Genomic DNA, 22,687 nt, shown 5'->3' with positions numbered 1-22,687 from the left:
TTATCTATTTCTAAATATAAAATTAGTTATCGTCCCCTTTTTAATTCACAATTTATTAAAGTTGTAACTTAAATTATCTCTGCAAAAATTTCATGTATATTGCCATCTGGGTCTGCAAATAATGCAGTTCTTTGGCTCCAGGGCATATCCTGTGGTTCTTGAATAGAAGTTGCACCCATAGATATTAACTGCTTAAATGATTTATCAACATCATTTGGATTTTTGCATGGAAAAGCTAGTTCGAAAGACTGACCAACTGCTTTTTTACTATATTCGTTGCTATATCCTTCCATAACATTTCTCAAACAAATGGCAAATCTTACTCCGCTATTTTCAAATTCAACATAGTCTCCAAGGTCATTTTTAATTCTAAATCCAAGAGCTTGGTTATAAAAATTTCTCATCCTATCTATTTCATCTGTCCAAATTGTAATAAGATTAATTTCTGCTTTCATATAGTTACCCCCTTATTAATTAAAAAACTCTATCATAGTAATTGTAATACATACTAAGATAGAGTTTTATATTTTCATTAAAGTTTTTTATTTATTTTTACAACTTTTATAGCCTTAGATGGACATTTTTCTATACATGTAGCATTTGAGCATTTTTCTACACAAATACTACTATCTACAACAGCCAAATTATTTTCCACTTTAATAGCTTCATGTTCACATTTTTTAGCACAAATACCGCAGCCTAAGCAAGATACTCTGCAGAATTTTTTTGAAACTGCTCCTTTGTCTTTGCTATTACACTTTACTTGTACATGAGCATCTATTGGAATCATTGATATAACTTTTTTAGGACAAGCGCTTTCACATTTGCCACAACCTGTACATATGTTTTTGTTTACTACAGGTATGCTTTTTTCATTCATATCTATGGCATCAAATGGACAGTTTTTTACACATGTCCCAAGTCCTAAACAGCCATATTCACAAGCTTTTGGTCCATTTAGAAAAATGTTGGCACTTATACAATCTTGTATTCCATCGTATTCATATTTATCAACGCTATTTTCTTTGCAACCATCGCAGTGAACATAAGCATACCTAGGCTCTATTTCTTCTGCAACTTTTCCAGTCAATTCGGCTACTCTTTTTGATACTGCTTCTTTTCCAGGTATGCATAAGTTAGGAGGAACGTCTTCGTCTATAACTACGGCTTCTGCATAAGCTAAGCATCCTGCATAACCACAAGCACCACATTGTCCTTTCGGTAATACATCTTCCACCATGTGTATTAATGGATTTACTTCTACCTCAAATTTTTTATTTGCAATGGCTAATATGAAGCCAAATAAAAGGCCTACACAAGTCATCAGTATTACTATTAATATAGCAATTTCCATATTTTATCCCCCCTACAACATTCCTGAAAAGCCTAAAAAAGATAGTGCCAACATACCTGCTATGATAAATGCTATTGGCATACCTTGTAGAGCTTTTGGAACATCAGCATAAGCTAATTTTTCTCTTAAACTTGCCATTACAGTTATTGCAAGGGCGAAACCTATTCCAGACCCTAGAGCCTCTACCACACTCATCATAAAAGGATTATTATTTTCTGCATTTATTAGTGGTACTCCAAGTACTACGCAGTTAGTAGCTATTAATAATAAGTATATTCCCCACATTCCATAAAGAGTTGGTGAATATTTCTTTATGACCAGCTCCAAAAGCTGAACAAAACTTGCTATTAAAAGTACAAATACTACGGTTTTCATAAACATTAAGTTCAAAGGGATTAGAACAAAATGCATAACTAACCATGATAAAATAGTGCTTAGTGTCATAACGGAAGTTACTGCCATCCCCATACCTACTGATGCATTTAAATTTTTAGAAACCCCAAAGAATATACAAAGTCCTAAGAAACGTGTCAGCACAAAGTTATTTACTAGGATAGTTGAAATAAATAAAAACAAATATTCCTTCATTAATTTTCACCCACCTCATATTTCTTCATTTCTATTTTTTTGTCATACAATTTCATTGCTCCCATAATATATCCAATTAATATAAACGCCCCCGGTGGTAATATCATAATTAATGCAGGATTATACCAAGAACCCATTACAGTCATTCCAAATATAGTTCCATTTCCTAAGCATTCTCTTATTATTCCTATAATTACCATAGCTATTGTAAATCCGCATCCCATTCCAAGCCCATCTAGAAAAGAAGGTATGACTTTATTTTTTGATGCGAAGACTTCTGCACGAGCTAAGATAATAGCAAATACAACTATAAGAGATAAATATATACCTAAAGCACTATATAATTTTGGAGCATAAGCTTCTAAAACTAACTGAACAACTGTAACAATAGTTGCAATGAAGGTTATATATACAGGGACACGTACTTTACTATTTACAAATCTTCTTGTTAAAGATACTACTGTGTTATTTGCAGTTATAACAAATAACACGCACAGCCCCATGGTAAGGGCATTTATTGCACTGGATGTAACAGCTAAAGCTGGACATAAACTAAGGGCTAATCTGAATATAGGATTTTCGTTATATATACCTTTTGAAAAAACTTTCCATAACTCTTTACTTGTCATATTACTTACCTCCTATATATTTATTTACCTGTTCAACAGCTTCATGTATACCTTTTGTTACTGCTTTAGATGAAATTGTGGCACCTGTTATAGCTTGAACGTCGTCTTTATTAGAAGGATCCTTAGTAACAACAAGTTGGTCTATATCTTTCCCTTGAAATTGGTCTTTAAATGGTGATTTTGTTGTTTTGTCTCCTAGGCCTGGTGTCTCATTATGGCTTAACACATTGTAACCAATTACTTGACCCTTTGTATCAACTGCTACTAACAATTTAATTGTTCCACCATATCCTTTAGCCTCACTTTGAGTTACATAACCAATAGTTTTATTATCTTTTAATGCTTCATAAAATTCACTTTTGCCTTTTACAGTTTTGAAATCGTTCGCTTCTTGAATCAAAGCTTTCATAGATTCATTTTTTAGAATCTCTGCATTTTTAGCTGCTACTGGAGCTGTAACAAAATAAACTAGAGCTATTATCAAACTACAAGCAAAACATGCTACTGTTAAATTTAAAGTAATTTTGACTATGATACCTTTATTATCTTCTTTTTTAGACATCTTGTGAAACCTCCTTATGACCAAATATTTTTGGCTTCACTAGCCTATCTATTAATGGTGTAAGCGCATTCATTAATAATATTGAATAGCAAACACCTTCTGGGTATCCACCTTGTAATCTTATGATTGCCGTAATTAATCCTGCTCCAAAAGCAAATATTAACTGTCCTTTTTTTGTTATAGGAATGGTAACCATATCCGTTGCCATGAAAAATGCCCCTATCACCAATCCGCCAGCCATCATATGAAATGCTGGATCACCAGTAAAAAATCCATTTGGTCCAAATACCCAAGTAAAAATTCCCACTGTACCTATCATTACTACTGGAATTTGCCAGTTTACATATTTTTTATAAATTAAATATATACCTCCCAAAAGAAGTAAAATCGTACATGTTTCTCCTATACATCCATTTCTCGTTCCAAAAAACAAGGCTTTGTAAAGTTCCATATTCCCACCATAAGTCTGAATTAAAGCATCATAACCTTGCATTTTAGCTATATTAAGAGGTGTGGCTGAAGTTACTGCATCTACACTTGTTGTAACTTGTGACCAAGTAGTCATGGCTACTGGCCAAGATACCATTAAAGCTGCTCTACCAATATGAGCTGGGTTAAATATGTTTTGACCAAGACCTCCCATGGAATGTTTTCCTATAACTATAGCAATAGCTGCTCCTATACCAGCCATATACGGTGGAATTGTAGGTGGCATACACATGGCTAACAATAAACCGGTTAATACTGCACTTCCGTCAGAAATAGATATAGGCTGTTTTCTAAATTTTTGTACTAAATATTCGGCTAAGACAGCACTTAAAATACTTACAATAACTATTATTAAAGCATTAGTTTTAAAATAAATCACACCAAATAATGCTGCTGGAACTAATGCAAATACTACATTCCACATTATCTTTGGAACTGATTCGTCACAACTTATATGGGGTGATGATGATACTGTATTCATAGTTGCATCTCCTTTTCTTATTTTTTATTACCTTGTGTGTGACACTGTCTTTTAGCATATCTTATACTTTGAACTATTTTTCTCTTAGCTGGACATGAATAAGCACAACTTCCACACTCTATACAATCTAACAAGTTGTACTCTTCCTTTGCTAACAAATATGCATCTTTATCACTAAGATTTGCTAAAGTGCAAGGTAATAAGCCTATAGGACATGCTTGAACACATCTACCACATTTTATGCAAGGATATTGTTTTTGAATATTTGTTTCTTTTTCTGTTAACAACAATATCCCTGAAGTACCTTTTACTACGGGTATGTCTAATGTATACTCTGCAAATCCCATCATTGGCCCGCCCATTATTACTTTTTTATATTCTTCCTTTACTCCTCCACAATAGGAAATGGCATCTTCAAAAGTTGTTCCTATTTTTAGAAGTAAATTCTTAGGATGTGCTACTCCTCCTCCACTTACTGTAACTACTCTTTCTATTACTGGTTTTCCACTGCAAACTGCATCGCAAATTGCTGCTATAGTCCCCACATTTTGTACTACTACAGAAACATCTGCAGGTAGTCCACCTGATGGAACTTCTCTTCCTGTAATAGCTTTTATTAGCATTTTTTCTGCTCCTTGAGGATATTTTGTAGGAAGTTGCACAATTTCTATATCTGTTTTTCCTTCATTTATTCTTAATAACTCTTCTTTTAATTTTTCAATAGCTTCCTTCTTGTTATCTTCCACACCAATGTATCCCTTTGTAACTCCTAAGATTTTCATGGCTATTTTCGTTCCTTTAATTACTTTTTCTGTATATTCCACAAGTATTCTGTTATCTGCATTTAAATATGGTTCGCACTCTGCTCCATTTATGATAAGAGTATCCACCTTTTTATTAGGAGATAATTTAACATGAGTTGGAAAAGTTGCTCCACCCATTCCTACTACTCCCAAATCTTGAATTATTTGTTTTAATTCACTTGCATCTAATTTTTCATAATCTCTATTAACTAAAGTATCGTTTTCCCATTCATCTTCTCCATTACTTTCTATAATTACGGATAAGCACTTTCCACTAACGCCATTGTTGTAAGAACAAATATCAACTACTTCTCCACATATGGATGAATGAATATTACTCGATACAAATCCTTGTTGTTTCGCTATTAACTGTCCTTTTTTTACTATATCTCCTTTTTCAACTACAGGGACTGCTTCTGCTCCAATATGTTGTCTAATAGGTATTACCACTTTTTTTGGAATAGGAGCTATCTCTATAGGAACTTCACTTGAAAGTTGTTTATTATCTTTGGGATGAATTCCCCCATGAAAACTTTTAAACATTTTCTACCTCCCCTTTATGAGAAATTATTATAGTTAATCTATTTTAAGAAATAATTTTAATTATGGTAGGTAAGTTATTACTCTTACCTGCTTTTTTATCTGCTACTTTAATAAATATTATTGATATGATAAAGAAGATAGCTCCAAATACTACTTCTAAAACTGTGGCTGATTTATGCGTGTATACAGAAACTAAATATCCAATTATAGCTCCCATAAATACTAGTAATAGCGGTTGAATATAAACTATATAAACCGACGGGACTATATTATCCTGTGGGATTTCAACACATATCTTATCTCCAACTTTTGCTCCTATGGGGTTGTTTACAGGTACAATTAAATTATTGTTTCCCGGACAAGCCCCACAGTTTTTACATTCACTATGCCTCCCAAGTTTAATTTTAGTGATATCATCGTTTTGCTCTACCACATATCCAACTTCATTCCTTTTCATGACATTACCTCCAATTCTTTCTTCTAATGTCTTCCATTACAAATACATTTTTTATACTAATAATTATTCTCTTGCCTAAATGATATTAACTCTAGTGCCCATAAACAATAAAAGTTAATTATTTAACCGTTAAATTAAATTAACATTATTTTTTTAAGTTTTTTATTACTAAAATGAATCTGATTTTGTATAATAAGTAAAAATGTCCAAGACCGTATCATTGTTGATACAGCCTTGGACATATTAATTGTTCTAGGATAAGAATTCATTTTCTTTATTTGATTTATACTCTTTAGTAAGTAAGAATGGTGTGAATAATATTGCAAAAGTTAAAATACTATATAAAAGACTTTCCCATGTGTATACTGCCGTATATCCTCCTCCAAATATGATCCCAATAACATTGTTTACCATGTGTAACAACATTGGAGCCCATATATTTTCCGTTTTCATATAAGCGTACCCTAAATAAATACCTAAGAATATGCAAGTAATTACATGAGCAACTACACAGTGTATAGGTGTTTTGGGACTATAAAGAGTAAAGCAAAGTGGAGCATGCCAAATTCCCCATATAAAACCTAGAATTATTACCCCTATTCTTTTACCATAAAGCTTTTGTAATCTAGGTTGTAAAAAGTATCTCCATCCAAACTCTTCTCCAAAGAATAAATTAAACCCAACTAGAAAATTAATAATTAAATTCATCATGGCATATACTATATTTTCCATAAGTTTATCTGAATTTACTTGCCCATTTATAAATTCTGGTATGTTACTAGCTAAAACAATTACTATAAATATTAATATAACAGTAGCAATCTTTTTAGAATTTTTTCCAAAACATAAATTTATATCTTTCATTTCATGACTATTTACTAATACTAAATATAAAAGATATGCAGATACAATAGTATCTATAATTGATGATAACCACCCACCATTTGGCAAGAATGATTCACCTATTGTAGTGATTATCCTCAAAATTGTAGCTATGGCAAAAACCTTAAAAAATTTATCTATCTCAGGTTTAAACTCATACTTTGAAATTTTCTTTAAAACAATAATTGTAGAAAATGCTGGAATATACATAAATAATATAGCAAAGTTAGCAGCTAAACCTTCAGCGTTTGTTTTTGATGAAGAAAGGAATAAAAATATTGATATGAAGGCTATAATACCAAAATTGATTAGTAAAAAATCTCTTATTTCTCTTCTTACAATTTTAATATCATTACTCATTGTAACTCCCCCTTGTATAGTTTAATATAGATTTCAGGTTCTTAATAACTCTACATTATTAATACCTCGAATTCCTATGTATTCAAGATGATTGTATTCCATTTTATGGTATGAGTCAAGTGATATTATTTTATTTATTGTAATTAAAATTTCTTTTTTTAATATTAAAATAGCACCCATATAAATGAGCGCTCTCTTTATGTTTATGTTAATCTATTACAAATTATTATAACAATTTTTAATAATTATAGTTCTTCATTATATTCAACATTTAAACTCTTAGAAGATAAAAATTCTTTAGCAAAACTACCTTTTTCAACTATAAAAGTAGTAGATTTACTTTCTGCTATGTTTTTACCAAAAATCTTATTGCTAATCTTTTCAACTGAAGTTGGAATTGTTAATTTTCTCAGTTTCACACAGTCAAGTGAGTTTTTTCCCATAGATTTTACTGATGATGGCACATTAAGCTCTTTAAGTTTCCCACAAAAAGCAAGCATTCCTTCTGGTATAGCTTTTAAATTTCCTGATAACTTTATTTTTGTCATATACATATTTGATGCAAAAGCAAACTTCCCCACTTCCTTAATAGTATCTGGCATATACACTTCTAAAAGATTTCTTCCTTCAAAAGCTTCGCTAGCAATTTTTGTTACTGGCTTGTTTTCAATTGTTTCTGGTATATTGATTATTTGTTTTTTCCCAATGTATTCTTTGATTATAATACCTCTACCTTTTACTTCATAAACATATTCGTCTTTTACATTTTCTTTTGTCATCTTTCTGTCTCCCCCTAGTATAGATATATATATTATATCTATTTTGAAAAGAATGTAAAGTTATCTAACTAATATGATAGAATTATAATTAAATAATCTAAAACAAAAAATAAAATATAGGGTCAATGACCCTATATTTTATTTTTTATATTTGATAAACAGCTTATTATTATATGCAAAACCTACAACTAAATAGGATAAAAATAGGCTGTTTATAAATGTAACTATTATCCTTCCAATACCAACAAATCCTTTTGTTTTCAGGAAGAAAATAATAAACAATATTGTAAGTATAAATGTAATAAATATTATACTTAGACGAATTTTCTTTTTATTTATTTTCAAGTAATATTTCTTATTCATTTTGTCTCTATTTTTGTAAATATATACAAATATAATAAAAAATCCAACTAACGTACTGCCATGCTGAAGTATTTTATAAATTGGAATATTAAAGTGAAATAAAGTAATACTACTTCTCAAAAACTCAATGTTTTGTACAAAGAAACCTGTATTATGTGTGAATGCATCCCATAATACATGAGTAATCATTCCTATTAAGCATGAGTAAACAAAGATAAAAATATCTCTTTTGTTTGATAGTATATTTTTATTTTTAATCAAGTACATATATTTGTTTGATATAAAATTAGGTAATGTACAAATAAATAACTCTTGTATATATTTATAAAATAAGTAATTTAATAAAAAACACATGGGTAAATTAAATAATAAAAATCCCATAAATGTATGGCCAAAATTACTACTTGGACTAAATAATACAAAGTATATTATATCTGGAGCCATGGATCCTAATATTAAACCACTGTAATTAAAATATTTGCTTTTCAATGGTAGTACAATGGATGGGTGGGCAAATGTAAATGGCATATTTCTCCTCCTAATATGAGTTTGCTAGTAGCCCCACTAAAATCCAATTAATTCGCTTTCTTCTGCATACCCTTTCTCTAGGGCCTCTTCTCTAAGAAAAGCGTATAGCTCTGCATTTGTGCTTTCCACATATGGATTTACATAAAATATGGAAAGTAATCCTAAAGTTAATGCTGATAAGATATACCAACCTAAAAAAGATAAGTCCAATTCAAAGACACTCCACTTATTGCCATACATCATATTTTTACTTATTTCAAAAGCTCTTGTTCTGCTTATATTTGGATTTTCACTTAGTATATAAGGTATCATTCTATATTCGTAAGATTTTACTATTCCAGGTATTAATAATAATAGTGACCATAAATATATGAATAAATCCATCATAAACATGGTGAATATTGAACTCTTAAGTTTTCCGCTTTTATAAAGAAATAATATATTTTTTACAGGCTTTTCTTTATGCCTAATTCCCATAAAATAATTATTTTTACCTATTGTTATAGGATAGGCTATTAGTAATTTAATAAGCAAACTTAAAATAATAGCTACTACAAATACGCTTACAAAAAGCATCACTAAACCATCTGCAAATATATTTTCAAATATACTTGTGGCCCCTCCTTTTAAATCTAGAGATGTATCTTCGTATTCTTCTGTGTAGTTTTCGCTGTAGGTGCTGTTGTAAGTGTCCTTCATTTCGTTGGCATTATTTGCTACCTGTCCCATTCCCCCAGTTAACATAAATGCTATAAAACTTACTAGTACTGCTTTCCAGTAACATCTTTTAAATGTGACTTTTGCTCTTTCTTTTAGCTGACTTCTTTCCCACATATTATCTCCCCCCTCTTTGATATGATTATATATTAAAACATATATATATAACCTTACAGTTTTGTATCTTTTACTTATGAGTGTGTAACTTTCCTATATTTAGTATTTCTAATATCTTTTCTCTTGACACTTTTCATTATTTTTCTAAATTTTCTATCAAATCATTTGAAAAAGATATTCTACTGCATTGTTTAAATTTATTAAATTATTAGCAAAGCTAAGGTATTCTTTTTCATCTATATTGTGTCGCTTGAATAATCTCAAGTATTTTAGATGTTCTATAAGTTCTTCATCTAATATATTTTTACCTTGCAAAAATAACTACTCAACTTGATCCTTGAAAGTAACTCTTCCCTATAAGGATCTATACTAAATAGCATATCTGCACTTCCTTTATACATAACATCTAAGTATTCCTTAATTTCACCAATAAAATAATCAACTTCATCATCTAGTGTTAATTTTGATATTGAAAAAGAAACAAATTGGTTCAATAACTTATCAAAGGAAGGCTATAGATTAGCAAATAAGAGTTGGTTTACTTATCATTTTGAAGTATGTGACAGAGATAAATATATTTATCAAGTAGAAAGGGGAAGGCATTTTCCTGTTAAATAAAATGAAGATTATATAAACTTTATCTCTACATTAAATATAAATACAGTATCAACACAATGGGGTTTGTTTTATTTTGAGAAAGAAAATGATGGTAAAGAATTTACTATTTATTCAGATATTCCTTCTAAAATATGTCATTATAGAAACCTTATTCTTACACTACTTATAATAGGATTTTTTAGTTTCTCTATTTTTAATAATTGTTTAGATCACAAGGCTAATATGTGCTGAATATATCTGTTCCTGTTGTAGGAAATTCAATAATAATACTTGCATCAATTACTACTGCATTAAAATATATACCAAAATACATATGTTGAAAAAAAGAAAACTCAGTTATTGAGTAGTCTAGATGTATTAATTATAATAAAAATAACTGTACCTTAGTTATAACACTAATGTGCAGTTATTTATTGAGTTTGATATGATTTTTGTTAAAATCCCATTCTAAATCTTAATTTTTACTATATCTCCATTTTCTTCTTCTATGTCTACTAGATATAGTCCTTTATGTTCTTTGTTTAGGTATTTTAGGCCCTCTATAATAACATCCACATCTTTGGAACCAAATATATAATCTATTTTGCTATTTTTAAATGCCTTGTTAAAATCTATTTTTATAAATGGCTTAGACACTCGTAGTAAAGTCGTTATAACACTTAGAGGTGCTATTATATTTATGTTAACATTATCTTCTTTGTTTTTTACGGTTATTCTCATATCAAAGCACCTATTGTATTTCTACTATTACCTTGTCATTTCCATCTTCTACTTCCACAATTCTTCCAACAAATCCATTGTCTATTTCATCCATTAATTTAGCTATATCTATATTGTATTTTTCAAGCTCATTGCTGTACATACTTCCTATTCCACCCATTATTTTTATAAATTCTAATGGTATATTAACCTTAACTTTACTGCCATCTTTACTTTTTACTCTTACAAATAACATCTTTCCACTTTTACCATCATTCTTTATATCAAAAAAATCATCATCTTCAATAACTTCCTCTTTGACAACAATATCACATTTTTCATTGGAATCTAGTACATCTAATAATTTTATAGCTTCCTCTGCTGTTATTTTTCCCTCTTCAACCATCTTTAAAATTCTCTTTTTATCTTCCATATTAATCACTCCTTTATACATTATAATTTTTTTAAAAAATTAATAGCTTCTTCTGAGCTTATCTCCTTATTTTCTAACATTTCCATTATTTTCTCTTTTTCTTTTTGCTTCTCTGTATCTTTTTTAATTACTAAACCTAGATTGTTATTAATTTCATCAAGTTTGCCTCTTACAGTTGGATAAGATATGCCAAGTTGTTTTTCCACATCTTTTATGTTTCCTCTACAAGCTAAAAACACTTCTACAAAATTTAGCTGCTCTTTTGATAATCTATCAAATTTTGAAATGGAAAACTCATTTTCTATAATTGTGTTGCAATGATTACATTTTAATTTCATAATCTTCATTTCTTCCGCACAAACGGGACATTTAGTTATAATTTTATGCACATTATCACTTCCTTTAATATTAGTATATTAAATTTTATTAAAAATGCAATAGTATTTTTTAAATTTATTAATATTAATTTTAATTTTTTTAATTTTTATCATTTCATATATTAATTATATTAATTTTATAATTATCATTTTTAATTTCACCTTTACTTTGCACAATAGTTATAACTTTGAACAAATTCTATTTCACTCATTTTTGTAATTTATCAAAACACCAATATTCTACTTCAAAATTAGTTAACTTATTCTTGCAAATGTTTCAACCTTCTCTATCAAATTTGAATAATAAAAATAAGTGTAGACGTTTAAGCAATATCTTACTTAATATCTACACTTACATATTTTTAAACCACTCAAATTTAATTTAAATCCCTATACAAATTGGAATTTTTTATTTGTCTTTATATTTATTAAATACATAAACAATGTCGGAATAACAACAAGTACCCTTGGGATTATTTACAGCACAATTACTATCTTTCATTGCTCCTGTTTTTTTTATAACTTCTTGCACAGTTTCAGCTCCTTGTGTTATTGCATCTTTAATATCATTTTCTGTTACATGATTACAATAACATACATATTCACCAATTATAACATCATCCTTATTATTATCACCAGTACTACAACAAGAACATTTTTCTTTATTCATAACATTAATTCTCCTTATACTAAAACTTTACCTAAATTATAACTTAAATATTATTTTTATGGAATTAAATCACAATAAAATTAATTTCATGATTATATATTAATTTTGTATGCATTTAGCCATGGTATTATCTTCACTCAATTTGCTTCTTCCAGTTATAATTGATTATCGAAATACCTTAATGAAAATAGTTCTATCGCATTTCGTAATCCGATAAAACATAGCACATAAGTAAAAACACGATTCAAAGTAAGGGTTATGTGAATATCACAAAATATCAATATCGTATCTCCAATAGCTAAAAATACTATCAATATATAGTTTAAATAATTTGCTGTAATATTAGCTTTATTCTGAATTAACTTCCAACGTTCGTCTTTTTTGTAATCAATTTCCTTTTTAGCCTTCCACACATAAAGAAAAATAGTACTTCCAGTACCAAGAATCAAGAAAAGTAAAATAATAATTTGTTCACTCATTGCTTTAATCCTCCTTGTATTCAAAAACGTTATTTATTGAAACATCAAAAACATTTGCAATTTTGAAAGCTAATTCTAAAGATGGTGTATATTTATATTTCTCAATTGATATAACCGCTTGACGAGAAATACCTACCTTTTTAGCTAAGTCAGCTTGTGTCCAATCACGTTCAGCTCTCAAAACCTTAATTCGATTCTGTATCAAAGTATTACCTCCTTAACAAAATGTAATCTGTTGTTTACATTTTAAATTGTAACTACTTGATTACATTTTGTCAACTACAAAATACTTTTCATGTTAATATTTCCTAAATATTTACCGAAATACAAGAAGTTCATCTTGCTAAATTCCTATTCGTAGCTCTTACAGGTAAATTGAAATTGATCCACAAATCTTTAATCGAATATCTTGTTATCTCTATGTTTAAAAATAGAATTGAAAAATAATATGTTATTCTAATTCAAGTTTATACTCTTTTATTTCACCACTTGTTTTAATACAAAAAAGTCCATTTGTATTTTTTAAATCATCCGATGATTTAATATCCGAAATTTCTATATTCACATAATGCATTCTTTAATAATATATAAGGGTTGTTCATTTCACTATACCTTACAAATTCTTATTTATAACTCCCTTGTAACTAAAAAAGGAAGTTAAACTAAGTTTATCTTCCTTTTTTAAGGTTAATTTATCTATAGATTTGTTACTTCAACAGGTTCGTTCTTTTTAAATAACTTAAAACATATAATTATTGTCATTACTTCTGCAAAAACTATACTTCCCCAGATTCCATTTATTCCAAATATATATGGAAGTATAAAAATACCTACCGTTATAAACAATATTCCCCTACTTACTGCCACTATTATAGAAGACTTAGGGTCATCTATTGCAGTAAAATATGATGATATTAAAATGTTAATTCCATTAAATAAAAATGCTATTCCGTAAATTCTTGCACCTGCAGTAGCCATTTCTAGTACCGATTTTCCATCTTTTAAGAAAACATTTATAAGAGGCTCAGAGAAGATCTCCATAACTATAAATATTATTCCGCCAATTACTAAATTAGCTATAATTGATGTTCTTAATGTTTTATTTACTCTATCCTCATTATCTGCACCATAGTTGTAGCTTATTATTGGCCTTACTCCATCTGCTATTCCAAACAATACCATATACCCTACTTGGGCTATATAGTTTATTATAGAAAATGCAGCTATTCCATTTTCTCCTGCCATCTTCATCAATGCAGTATTAAATAAAAACATTGAAAGTGCATTTGAAAGTGATGAAATCCCTTCAGATGAGCCATTGTATACCATTGGAAATAAGCAACTTTTATCAAATTTTCCTTTATATAAGTTAACAACAGTTTTTTTACTTAAAAAAGGCATTATATTAATAAAAAATGCTGATGCATAAGAAATTCCAGTAGCTAAAGCTGCACCTTTTATTCCTAGATTAAGCTTATTGATTAATAAATAATCTAAAATCACGTTTAATAATACTGCTAAAATCATACTTACTAATGAAATATTGGGTTTACCAATTGTTCTAACTATCATTTCAAATAAAAACATCAATGAAACAAAAATCACAAAGTAAGATATAGTTTTAATATAAGTTGAAGCTCCTTCTAAAAGCACTTCGTTAGCACCTAAGAATCTTGCAATTTCATCACTAAAGAATATTCCAATCACCATTACTAATATAGAAATTAAAGTAAGTAAAATTAATGAAGTTCTAAAAATATTTTGTGCTTTTTCATTTTCTCCCTTACCTAAGTTTATTCCAATTACACTTTGTGCACCTACGCTTATTACAAGTGCATAGGCCATTATAATTTGCATATAAGGCTGAACTAAGTTCACTGCTGCTAGGGCATTTCCTCCTATAACATTACCTACAAACAATCCATCAATTATCCCTTGTACTCCTATAAATATCATACCTATAATACTTGGAATAGTAAATTTAATAAATAATTTCGAAAGCTTTTCTGTTTCTAATATTTTCTGATCCATACTTATCACCTCTAAATAAGTATAAAGTTTTGTGTAACACAAATGTCAATAGATTATTTTACTTTTTTTCATAATCATACTTCTAATGGAATAGTAATTTCCATAAAGTTTATAGTTCCTTTTTCGTTGTAAACACTCCATATCCAACTTACATTTATGTTTAAATTCAATTCTTTATCATTTTTATAGTAGTTATTTAAAATAGAAATAATATACTCTTCTAATTCCTCAAATGTTCCTACAAATTTAGTTTTAATTGCTTTTCCACTATAGGTTTTTTTTAATATTTTTTTGTTATCAGGTATAATTAAATTATGTGCGTCTTTTTCATATACTCCCATATTCACTTCATCATAGATTAATGTGTTGCAATCTTTTGCTCTGTATGATATCATCCATTGCTCTAAGTACATTGACTTTGATGAACTATCTTTTTGTTTAACTTTGCTATTTATAATAATTTGAATAGGGATATATATTGTAGTATTTTCTTCTTGGACTATATCTAATTGTTCAAAGTTATAGTTATTTTTAAAATTCATTATTTCATTTAATATTTTTTTCTTTTCTTTAGCTTGTTCTTTTATTTTTAATAAGTGGTCTATTTTCTCATCTATTGTTTTTTCTTGCAACTCTATTAGTTCTATGTAATTTTCTATACTTTCATTTCCAATAACATCTTTAATATTTGAAAGTGGTAGTTCTAAATATTTTGCATCTAATATTAAATCTAATATTTCCATTTCCTTAATTGAATAATATCTATATCCATTTTCTTTATTTATCATTGGCTTAAGTAAACCGATTCTATCATAATGTCTAAGTGTCTCTGCAGTGATATTAAATAGCTTACTCATCTGCCCTACTGTCATCTTCCACTCCATATTTTTTTTCTCCTTTTACTAGCTAACAACTTTCTTTGCTAACTCTATTCCACTCATTTCCTCTAAATTATTCAAAGTAATTTTCTAGTATTTCATTTATATTTTTGTCACTTTTGTATTCTCTACTCATATTACTATTATACATAAATTTTGCACAAATTTTGAGATATTATGATCCTTGTAAAATTAAAAAAGTAGGAGCGTATTCCCCTACTTTGAAGTTCGTAATATAATAAAGTTATTAATTAAATCTGCTAGATAAATTGGATTATATTAGGCTGTCAGTATTATAAATTAAAATGGTGCTGGATTATATTCAACATATATTCCAGTGGAAATAAATACAATTATAAAAACTACTATCAACCCAGCTATACTTACACCACCTGCTCTACGCAACTTATCACTTTTTAAATCTTCATCTAAGTTAATATTATCATTTATCTTTTTTTCACAATGTTTCAAATATAAATAATTGCCATAAATCCCACATGCTAAACGAATTATCCATGACACCAGTCTTTCATATTGATCTATGTACATTACTAATATTCTTATACCTAAGGCAATAAATCCTTCTACATACATCTTCCTATATACTAGCCAACTAAATGAAAAGAAAAATCCAGCAAAATTCCAACTTGCTTCTTTTTTACTTTCTTTCATATCTTCAAATTTTGGAATATAGTAGTCACATTTTCGATAAACTACTTTAGCAAAATCTTCATTATTAATCATAAATTTATCCCCTCACTTGTCCCTTCTATTATAGGTTTGTCTGAATTCAATACGATTGTTCTTATTCTAATCGCTAAATTCCTATTTATCTATCTAATTTAGGAAAAGTAATAACCTTTCATAAATCATATTTACTTTTTATCCAAACTTAGCCTCAAGTTTTTTCCAACTTCTTCAACAGTTTTTCCACCGTCAATTTCTTAAATATTGCATTACTGTATTCATCTAGTTTAATTTTTTATAAGCAGTAATTTTAAACTTTAGTTTTCTAATAACCGACATCTAAAACGTTTTGATTAGTTTTCATTTTTCTTAATTTTTCATACCAATATTGGCACAATAGTAGCTATAACTAATATTATAGAAATTATTCATATTGGTAAGTACATTCCTATAGCTATAGTCATTGTACTAATCAAGTTCGTCAATATACTCTTTTGCCTCTAACAACGATATTTTTGTTTTATCTCGAAGAAGTTTGACAGCTTCAACAGTTTTGCCATCCTTCTTTAAATCAACAAGGTGCTTCTTTACTTCTGACGAAACCCAATTAGAAGATAAATTATCATTTCCTGTAAGCTCGCATAATTTGTCTATACGCTCTTCTTGGTTCTTAATTCTTTTCTTCAAATTTTGATTTTCAACATATAATAATAGACCTAATATAGGTACAATCAAAAACATAGTATATTCCATGCTATTTTTACCTCCACTCAAATTCCTATTTTTCTGACATATCTATAAATTTATTTGGCAATACCCAGTAATGATCACTTACTTTTTATCCCTAATTGCTTGTGTAAGTTTTTTTATATTATTATTAATACAGATTAATACAATTATAATAATTAATCCAGTACCAGATATAGAACCACTATCACTATAATTTTGGTTAGATTCATCTATTGCAGTACTTATATCCACAATAGAACTTGATATGTCTTCTAATTGTTCTTCTATACCATCCAAATTGTTCAAATTATTCCCCCCTAACATACTATTTGTCAAGTTTTTAGTTCACAATATAGTAAAAGTGATAACTAATCATTCTTATGATTTTTTATATCAGTTCTAGCCACTTTACATAAAAAATCACTAAAATAACAAATAAGTTTATATCCTAAAATTAAAATAAATATTAAAAGTATTATATTTATTATTTAAAAACAACTCTATTGAAAAAGTAAACATAATTGTCCCTCCTATGTATTTTTATAATTTAAAATGGCCTATTCACAATTTTATAATAAAAAAATTAACAGCGAGTACTACGACAAAAATACTAAATATAACCTACATTATAAATACTATGATTTAAAAAATGCAATTTCCATTGTTGTCTCCTAAAAACAAAGTCATCTTGATTGAATCAATATTGCTATTTTATAGTCTTTTTTATTTCTTTTTTTAATTTTGGATTGAGATTATAACTTGAATAAACCTTTTTCCATTCATCTATCAGAGAACTCTTTTGTTCCTTTGAAAGATTTTCTGTATAGTAAGGATTTAAATAATAGACTAATCTTTCAGTATCATAATCAATATATTTTGATAAATCTTCTATATTATTGATTAAAAATTTTAAATTTTCATAAGATATAAGATCACGGCTTTTCCCATTTTTTAATAGATATGCTCTTACTTGGTAGTTTTCATTTAACACAGCATAGTACTCACCTGCAGGATACATTATATCCTTATTAGAGTTTGCATGCTTAACAAGTTTGATTTGTTTTATCATTTTATTTTTTCTGTAAAGTCCTTATAATTATTGTCAACAAAGCCAACTAGCCCCAAATCAAAATTTAAAATTTCATGCTTACGTTCTTTTAATTCATTTTCTGTAGCTCCATATTCTTTAAGCAATTCTAAATTATCATCAATTTCTTTATCTCTAATTTCAGTTAACTCTTGAATCTTCAGATCTTTTAAGTCTTGTGAATCGTTAGCAGTACTCTTATTTACAAATATAAACACAGATATGAAAATTGACCCTACAATAACTAAACTTATTTTTTTTATATTCCACATATACGCCCCCTATACTTTTCTTCAACATATTCAACTATATAGTATTTGACTTCATATTATTAATCAATGAAATTACATAACCTTATGAAATTGTAAGTTATATTTAGCAATCTATAAATATCTATTTGCAACTATACTAACCCCTCCTGTTACAATTATCCGTGAATTAATGCTCCATGAGTTATACCTTATTCCAAATATATATTGAATATCCTATACTATTTACAAAGTACAAAAAGTATCATAACGATATTTTTTGCAGAATCAGTTTCTTGACATTAGAAAAAATAAAGAGTATAATTACCCAGGGTAATAGTTATCAAGGGTAACTAATTTATTTTTTTGGAGGTATCTAAATGCAAGGATTATTTCAACGTTTTTTTTCGTTATATCGCCCACTTTTAAGTAAGATGAATGAGTTACTAGGTGAATATGACCTTTCTTACTCTTTATGGCAAGTTATTTATTATTTAAAAAACAAAGGGCCATCCTCCCTTGTAGATATTGCTAACTACTATAATATAGAAAAGCCAAGTGTTACTAGGAGAGTTAATAGTTTGGAGGCGAAACTGATGATTAGAACAATATCAAGTAAGGACAAGCGTGAAAAAATCATTGAGTTAACGGAAATAGGAGAAGAACTTTACAAGGTGTGCCGTAAAAGAATCACCAAATTGGAACATGATGTGATGAAAGATATTACTGAAAATGAACAAATCGTCATGTTTGAAACACTTCCTAAAATAAAAGCAAATATTACAAACGAGGAGATATAAAAATGGATAAACCTAAATTATGGACAAAGAATTTCTTGATTGTTTCCACAGCAAACTTTTTTCTTTATTTTACATTTTACTTATTGATGGTTACAATAACCATATTTGCAACAGAAAAATTTCATGCTTCGCCTAGTGAAGCAGGTTTAGCGTCTGGCATATTTGTTATAGGACTGCTTATTGCACGTATTTTTTGCGGGCGATATATTGATCAAATTGGATGGAAAAAAACTCTTTATATTGGATTCGTTCTCTTTTTAATTACTACATGTTTATATGTTTTAGTAAATAGTATGGGATTCCTTTTGGTCGTTCGTTTCTTGAATGGTGCTGCGATGGGGATTGCTTCTACAGCAACAGGAACAATTGTGGCAAAAATTATTCCAAATAAACGTCGTGGGGAAGGCACTGGTTATTATGCATTAAGTCTTACTGTTGCTGCGTCTATTGGACCTTTTTTAGGTATGTTTATTACTCAGCACGCAACCTTTTACATGAATTTTATCGTCTGTATTATTTTCTTAGCTTTTAGTTTTATTGCAGTATTTTTTATAAAAATTCCGAAATTAGAATTTACAAAAGAAGAATTGAAAAAAAAGAAAGGTTTATCTTTACACCATTTCTTTGAAGTAAAAGCTATTCCAATTTCAATCATTTCTTGCATAATCGCTCTTGGTTATTCAAGTATTCTTACTTTCATTACAACCTATGCTAAGGAAATTAATTTAGTTTATGTGAGCAGTTTTTTCTTTATTGTTTATGCAGTATTCGTTTTAGTTTCAAGACCTTTTACTGGTCGATGGTTTGATGAAAAAGGTGAAAATTTTGTTATGTATCCAGCTATTTTATTGCTTGCTATGGCTTTGTTTTCTCTTAGCCAAACTCATAACGGTTTCTCGCTTTTATTAGCTGGTGCCCTATTAGGTCTTGGATACGGTACCACTTCTTCTAGTGTTCAGGCAATAGCAGTGAAAGTTTCGCCAAAGCATCGTATAGGATTAGCAACTTCTACAAACTTTATCTTTCAAGATTTAGGTGTAGGAATTGGACCATTCCTATTAGGTTATTTTGTTCCATTAATAGGTTATCGTGGATTATATATGATGATGACAGTAGTGATATTGGTTTGTCTTTTCTTATATTATTTGTTGCATGGCAGAACAGCAATGTGTGTAAATGAAGATGTTAAATCAAAGTCAGCCTAAATATTTGAGGGCTTTTACCGGTTGCCTAAGTAACTAGAATTGTATACTATAGGGTGTTAGTAGCACCCTATTTTTATTTTCTGTATTTCTTACTTATATTTATCAAAAATTTTAAAAGCAAACATATGCTTTTATAATTTATTTAAGTCATTACAGGACTTAAGACACTATCCCTCCTTTTAAAGCTAGTCATATAAACACTTTCATAAAAGTCCTCATTATTTGTGGTATGCTTCTCCCTAACTATTGCAACGGAGCTTTATCTTATATAAAATTATTTTAAATTATATTCTAAAGTGGTTTTACATAAATATTCTTAGATAATTCTCTAAGTTTGTTTATATCTAATATATATTTTTTTTATCACCACATTTTATAATTGATTTTAATTCCATTTCTTTAAGGGTTCTATTCAAATGTCTATATTTTGCAAATAAAAATTGAGCAATGTCTAGTATGGAGCTTATAGAAAGTCTAAACAAGTCTTACAAACTTGCTATAGTAACCAATGATTTTAACTTAATTCAAGATGAAAGAATAAGAAAATCCGTTATAAAAATATTTATAAATAATAGTAAAAAGGTATAGAATTAAATCTAATTCTATACCTTTTTAGATACTTTCATAGTTTTAAATTAATATAAGTACATATTATATTAATTTAAAATAAAAATTCATTTTCCCAATCAAAATAACCAGACTCTTCATATGATAGTGGCCAATGACTACACCAATTAGGAACATTAGGTTTTTCTACCCTATCTATACTTGGAGTATATGGCTTTATATCTAAAATTTTGCTATTATTCATTGCATCAATATAAGTAATATAGATTCTACCTTTATCATAGTCAATATGTGTTATTTCAGTTATAGATAATGCTATTGGGTTTGGTCTTTCTGGTGATCTAGTTGAAAAAATTCCTAACTTTTTGGGAGCTTTTTTGTAAGGTTGATTTACTTCAGTAACTCCTCTATTTTTATCATTGTCACACTTATCAAACCACCAAATTAAGTCAATGTGAGAGAAGTCTTCTAATCCTTGGAGCCCCTTTACATACTCCTTATTAATTTGAAGAAACATATCTTTTTCTTCCACATTTATTTTTCCAATTTCTTTTAATTGCATAATGTCTACCTCCTAAAAAATTATCTTACAAAAATATAATAGACCCTCACATAATGTGAGAGTCAACAAATTTTACTTTAATGGAATTTGTATTTCAGTAAGGTATCTTTCTGGATTCTTAGTATGTTCTACTCCTATATGACATATCTGCCTAGAAGGCTTATCTGACATCTGTTCATTATGACTTTCAAGATAATATGCTAACATTTCATAAGCTCTTGCTAAATTGCTATATGGTCCGTATACCATTGCATAAGCCATTTTTTCTACACCTTCTACTTCTCTATATATAAATCTGTCTTTGTTTTTTCCTAATTTATCTACTATCATACCAACTTCAACATCTACATTTTCATCCTTATGTTCAATATCATGATATAAAGCAACATTATTATATATATGCTGCTTTATAGAAATATTTTCTTTACTAATAAAATCACATAATCTATTCCATAAAAGGCCTTCATGAAAATAAGTTGGAATTTTATCTCTAATAGATAGTATGAATATTTTATCTACTTTCTTAAAGTTTATGTTGCAATGAATCTTGAAATTTTTGTTCTCTATTTCATTTATTGCATTATCTATTTTTTTAATTCTCTGCTGTTCTAATTCAATTTCTTTCTTAATTTCCTCTTTCTTTTTCTCTAATTCATCTGCTATATTTATTTCTTTATGTTTTAGTATTACATCTTTTATTTCTGCTGTTGAAAATTTCGTATCTCTTAATAAAATTATCTTCTGAAGAATTGGTATCTGAGCTGCAGAATACATTCTATATCCTGTAGACAAGTCAACACTTGCTGGTCTTAATAACTCAATTTCATCATAGTATCTTAACATTCTAATAGATACTTGAGTAAGCTTTGAAAATTCCCCAATTTTAAACATGATTTCCTCCTTATATCTAATATATTTCACAATTATAGCATACTGATATGTTTACTTTTACATATAAATAAAAT

Annotated in this window: 31 protein-coding genes and 1 pseudogene; 4 read left to right on the top strand and 28 right to left on the bottom strand. The window is 28.4% G+C overall.

What is annotated here, in order from left to right:
* Positions 1-68 precede the first annotated feature (68 nt).
* The 13 genes from K0039_RS07660 to K0039_RS07600 form a co-directional block, all read right to left on the bottom strand.
* Entirely contained in the window at positions 69-455 is a 387-nt protein-coding gene (locus tag K0039_RS07660; protein ID WP_228104462.1) for a VOC family protein, read from the bottom strand.
* A 77-nt stretch (positions 456-532) separates the two neighbouring features.
* Positions 533-1,354 carry an RnfABCDGE type electron transport complex subunit B gene (rnfB, locus tag K0039_RS07655; protein ID WP_228104461.1) on the bottom strand — a complete coding sequence of 274 codons (822 nt, stop codon included), beginning with the start codon at positions 1,352-1,354 and terminating at the stop codon, positions 533-535.
* Between the two features lie 12 nt (positions 1,355-1,366).
* Complete coding sequence (locus K0039_RS07650; RefSeq protein WP_228104460.1) at positions 1,367-1,942, bottom strand: electron transport complex protein RnfA; 576 nt, start codon at positions 1,940-1,942, stop codon at positions 1,367-1,369.
* The gene (rsxE, locus tag K0039_RS07645) at positions 1,942-2,571 is read right to left on the bottom strand and encodes an electron transport complex subunit RsxE (protein ID WP_228104459.1); all 630 of its coding nucleotides are present in this window, start codon (positions 2,569-2,571) and stop codon (positions 1,942-1,944) included. Before rsxE ends, K0039_RS07650 begins: the two co-directional genes overlap by 1 nt.
* A 1-nt stretch (position 2,572) precedes the next feature.
* The gene (locus K0039_RS07640) at positions 2,573-3,133 is read right to left on the bottom strand and encodes an RnfABCDGE type electron transport complex subunit G (protein ID WP_228104458.1); all 561 of its coding nucleotides are present in this window, start codon (positions 3,131-3,133) and stop codon (positions 2,573-2,575) included.
* Positions 3,126-4,103 carry an RnfABCDGE type electron transport complex subunit D gene (locus K0039_RS07635; RefSeq protein WP_228104457.1) on the bottom strand — a complete coding sequence of 326 codons (978 nt, stop codon included), beginning with the start codon at positions 4,101-4,103 and terminating at the stop codon, positions 3,126-3,128. Before K0039_RS07635 ends, K0039_RS07640 begins: the two co-directional genes overlap by 8 nt.
* Before the next feature lie 17 nt (positions 4,104-4,120).
* The gene (gene rsxC / locus K0039_RS07630) at positions 4,121-5,449 is read right to left on the bottom strand and encodes an electron transport complex subunit RsxC (protein ID WP_228104456.1); all 1,329 of its coding nucleotides are present in this window, start codon (positions 5,447-5,449) and stop codon (positions 4,121-4,123) included.
* Between the two features lie 43 nt (positions 5,450-5,492).
* Positions 5,493-5,906 carry a SoxR reducing system RseC family protein gene (locus K0039_RS07625; protein ID WP_228104455.1) on the bottom strand — a complete coding sequence of 138 codons (414 nt, stop codon included), beginning with the start codon at positions 5,904-5,906 and terminating at the stop codon, positions 5,493-5,495.
* A gap of 252 nt (positions 5,907-6,158) precedes the next feature.
* On the bottom strand, positions 6,159-7,148 hold the full coding sequence (locus K0039_RS07620) for a CPBP family intramembrane glutamic endopeptidase (protein ID WP_228104454.1): 990 nt from the start codon (positions 7,146-7,148) through the stop codon (positions 6,159-6,161).
* 245 nt (positions 7,149-7,393) lie between these two features.
* Positions 7,394-7,927, bottom strand: a complete 534-nt coding sequence (locus K0039_RS07615) for a leucine-rich repeat domain-containing protein (RefSeq protein ID WP_228104453.1) — start codon at positions 7,925-7,927, stop codon at positions 7,394-7,396.
* Between the two features lie 138 nt (positions 7,928-8,065).
* The gene (locus K0039_RS07610) at positions 8,066-8,818 is read right to left on the bottom strand and encodes a DUF4184 family protein (protein WP_228104452.1); all 753 of its coding nucleotides are present in this window, start codon (positions 8,816-8,818) and stop codon (positions 8,066-8,068) included.
* A gap of 36 nt (positions 8,819-8,854) precedes the next feature.
* Entirely contained in the window at positions 8,855-9,652 is a 798-nt protein-coding gene (locus K0039_RS07605) for a DUF975 family protein (RefSeq protein WP_228104451.1), read from the bottom strand.
* A gap of 293 nt (positions 9,653-9,945) precedes the next feature.
* A complete protein-coding gene (locus tag K0039_RS07600) occupies positions 9,946-10,146 on the bottom strand; it encodes a hypothetical protein (protein ID WP_228104450.1) in 201 nt (66 codons plus the stop codon).
* Between K0039_RS07600 and K0039_RS23840 the strand changes: the two are divergent.
* Positions 10,121-10,501: pseudogene (locus tag K0039_RS23840) on the top strand (DUF2812 domain-containing protein). The gene K0039_RS07600 and the pseudogene K0039_RS23840 overlap by 26 nt on opposite strands.
* A 216-nt stretch (positions 10,502-10,717) precedes the next feature.
* Here the strand turns inward: K0039_RS23840 and K0039_RS07595 are convergent.
* From K0039_RS07595 to K0039_RS07535, 13 genes are all read right to left on the bottom strand, one after another.
* Positions 10,718-10,990 carry a hypothetical protein gene (locus K0039_RS07595; protein ID WP_228104449.1) on the bottom strand — a complete coding sequence of 91 codons (273 nt, stop codon included), beginning with the start codon at positions 10,988-10,990 and terminating at the stop codon, positions 10,718-10,720.
* 10 nt (positions 10,991-11,000) lie between these two features.
* Complete coding sequence (locus tag K0039_RS07590; protein WP_228104448.1) at positions 11,001-11,402, bottom strand: SHOCT-like domain-containing protein; 402 nt, start codon at positions 11,400-11,402, stop codon at positions 11,001-11,003.
* Positions 11,403-11,422: 20 nt separating this feature from the next.
* Complete coding sequence (locus K0039_RS07585; protein ID WP_228104447.1) at positions 11,423-11,791, bottom strand: DUF2089 domain-containing protein; 369 nt, start codon at positions 11,789-11,791, stop codon at positions 11,423-11,425.
* A 397-nt stretch (positions 11,792-12,188) separates the two neighbouring features.
* On the bottom strand, positions 12,189-12,449 hold the full coding sequence (locus tag K0039_RS07580) for a (2Fe-2S)-binding protein (protein ID WP_228104446.1): 261 nt from the start codon (positions 12,447-12,449) through the stop codon (positions 12,189-12,191).
* 155 nt (positions 12,450-12,604) lie between these two features.
* Positions 12,605-12,928, bottom strand: a complete 324-nt coding sequence (locus K0039_RS07575) for a hypothetical protein (protein ID WP_228104445.1) — start codon at positions 12,926-12,928, stop codon at positions 12,605-12,607.
* A 4-nt stretch (positions 12,929-12,932) separates the two neighbouring features.
* Complete coding sequence (locus K0039_RS07570) at positions 12,933-13,133, bottom strand: helix-turn-helix transcriptional regulator (protein ID WP_228104444.1); 201 nt, start codon at positions 13,131-13,133, stop codon at positions 12,933-12,935.
* A 491-nt stretch (positions 13,134-13,624) separates the two neighbouring features.
* A complete protein-coding gene (locus tag K0039_RS07565; RefSeq protein ID WP_228104443.1) occupies positions 13,625-14,959 on the bottom strand; it encodes an MATE family efflux transporter in 1,335 nt (444 codons plus the stop codon).
* Positions 14,960-15,033: 74 nt separating this feature from the next.
* A complete protein-coding gene (locus K0039_RS07560) occupies positions 15,034-15,843 on the bottom strand; it encodes a MerR family DNA-binding transcriptional regulator (protein WP_228104442.1) in 810 nt (269 codons plus the stop codon).
* Between the two features lie 294 nt (positions 15,844-16,137).
* Positions 16,138-16,581 carry a DUF2628 domain-containing protein gene (locus K0039_RS07555; RefSeq protein WP_228104441.1) on the bottom strand — a complete coding sequence of 148 codons (444 nt, stop codon included), beginning with the start codon at positions 16,579-16,581 and terminating at the stop codon, positions 16,138-16,140.
* Positions 16,582-16,992: 411 nt separating this feature from the next.
* Positions 16,993-17,277: a hypothetical protein gene (locus K0039_RS07550; RefSeq protein WP_228104440.1), complete on the bottom strand. Its 285-nt coding sequence runs from the start codon at positions 17,275-17,277 to the stop codon at positions 16,993-16,995.
* Between the two features lie 78 nt (positions 17,278-17,355).
* Positions 17,356-17,559 carry a hypothetical protein gene (locus K0039_RS07545; protein WP_228104439.1) on the bottom strand — a complete coding sequence of 68 codons (204 nt, stop codon included), beginning with the start codon at positions 17,557-17,559 and terminating at the stop codon, positions 17,356-17,358.
* Positions 17,560-17,959: 400 nt separating this feature from the next.
* Entirely contained in the window at positions 17,960-18,322 is a 363-nt protein-coding gene (locus K0039_RS07540; protein ID WP_228104438.1) for a hypothetical protein, read from the bottom strand.
* The gene (locus tag K0039_RS07535; RefSeq protein WP_228104437.1) at positions 18,319-18,612 is read right to left on the bottom strand and encodes a hypothetical protein; all 294 of its coding nucleotides are present in this window, start codon (positions 18,610-18,612) and stop codon (positions 18,319-18,321) included. The genes K0039_RS07540 and K0039_RS07535 overlap by 4 nt, the downstream gene beginning before the upstream one ends.
* A 356-nt stretch (positions 18,613-18,968) precedes the next feature.
* On the opposite strand from K0039_RS07535, the gene K0039_RS07530 reads away from it, so the two are divergent.
* From K0039_RS07530 to K0039_RS07520, 3 genes are all read left to right on the top strand, one after another.
* Positions 18,969-19,388, top strand: coding sequence for a MarR family winged helix-turn-helix transcriptional regulator (locus tag K0039_RS07530; RefSeq protein WP_228104436.1), 420 nt, complete (start codon positions 18,969-18,971; stop codon positions 19,386-19,388).
* Between the two features lie 2 nt (positions 19,389-19,390).
* A complete protein-coding gene (locus K0039_RS07525) occupies positions 19,391-20,593 on the top strand; it encodes an MFS transporter (RefSeq protein WP_228104435.1) in 1,203 nt (400 codons plus the stop codon).
* A gap of 447 nt (positions 20,594-21,040) precedes the next feature.
* A complete protein-coding gene (locus tag K0039_RS07520) occupies positions 21,041-21,181 on the top strand; it encodes an HAD family hydrolase (RefSeq protein WP_228104434.1) in 141 nt (46 codons plus the stop codon).
* A gap of 73 nt (positions 21,182-21,254) precedes the next feature.
* Here K0039_RS07520 and tsaA read toward each other — a convergent pair whose 3' ends face one another.
* Positions 21,255-21,722 (bottom strand): tRNA (N6-threonylcarbamoyladenosine(37)-N6)-methyltransferase TrmO, encoded by a 468-nt coding sequence (gene tsaA, locus K0039_RS07515; protein WP_228104433.1) that lies wholly within the window; start codon positions 21,720-21,722, stop codon positions 21,255-21,257.
* Positions 21,723-21,794: 72 nt separating this feature from the next.
* Positions 21,795-22,613, bottom strand: a complete 819-nt coding sequence (locus K0039_RS07510; protein WP_228104432.1) for a MerR family transcriptional regulator — start codon at positions 22,611-22,613, stop codon at positions 21,795-21,797.
* Positions 22,614-22,687: the final 74 nt, after the last annotated feature.

This window comes from Terrisporobacter mayombei (assembly GCF_020748465.1).
GTDB lineage: Bacteria > Bacillota > Clostridia > Peptostreptococcales > Peptostreptococcaceae > Terrisporobacter > Terrisporobacter mayombei.
Note: the sequence above shows the minus strand (reverse complement) of the source record. Positions and strands in the feature narration are given on the sequence as shown.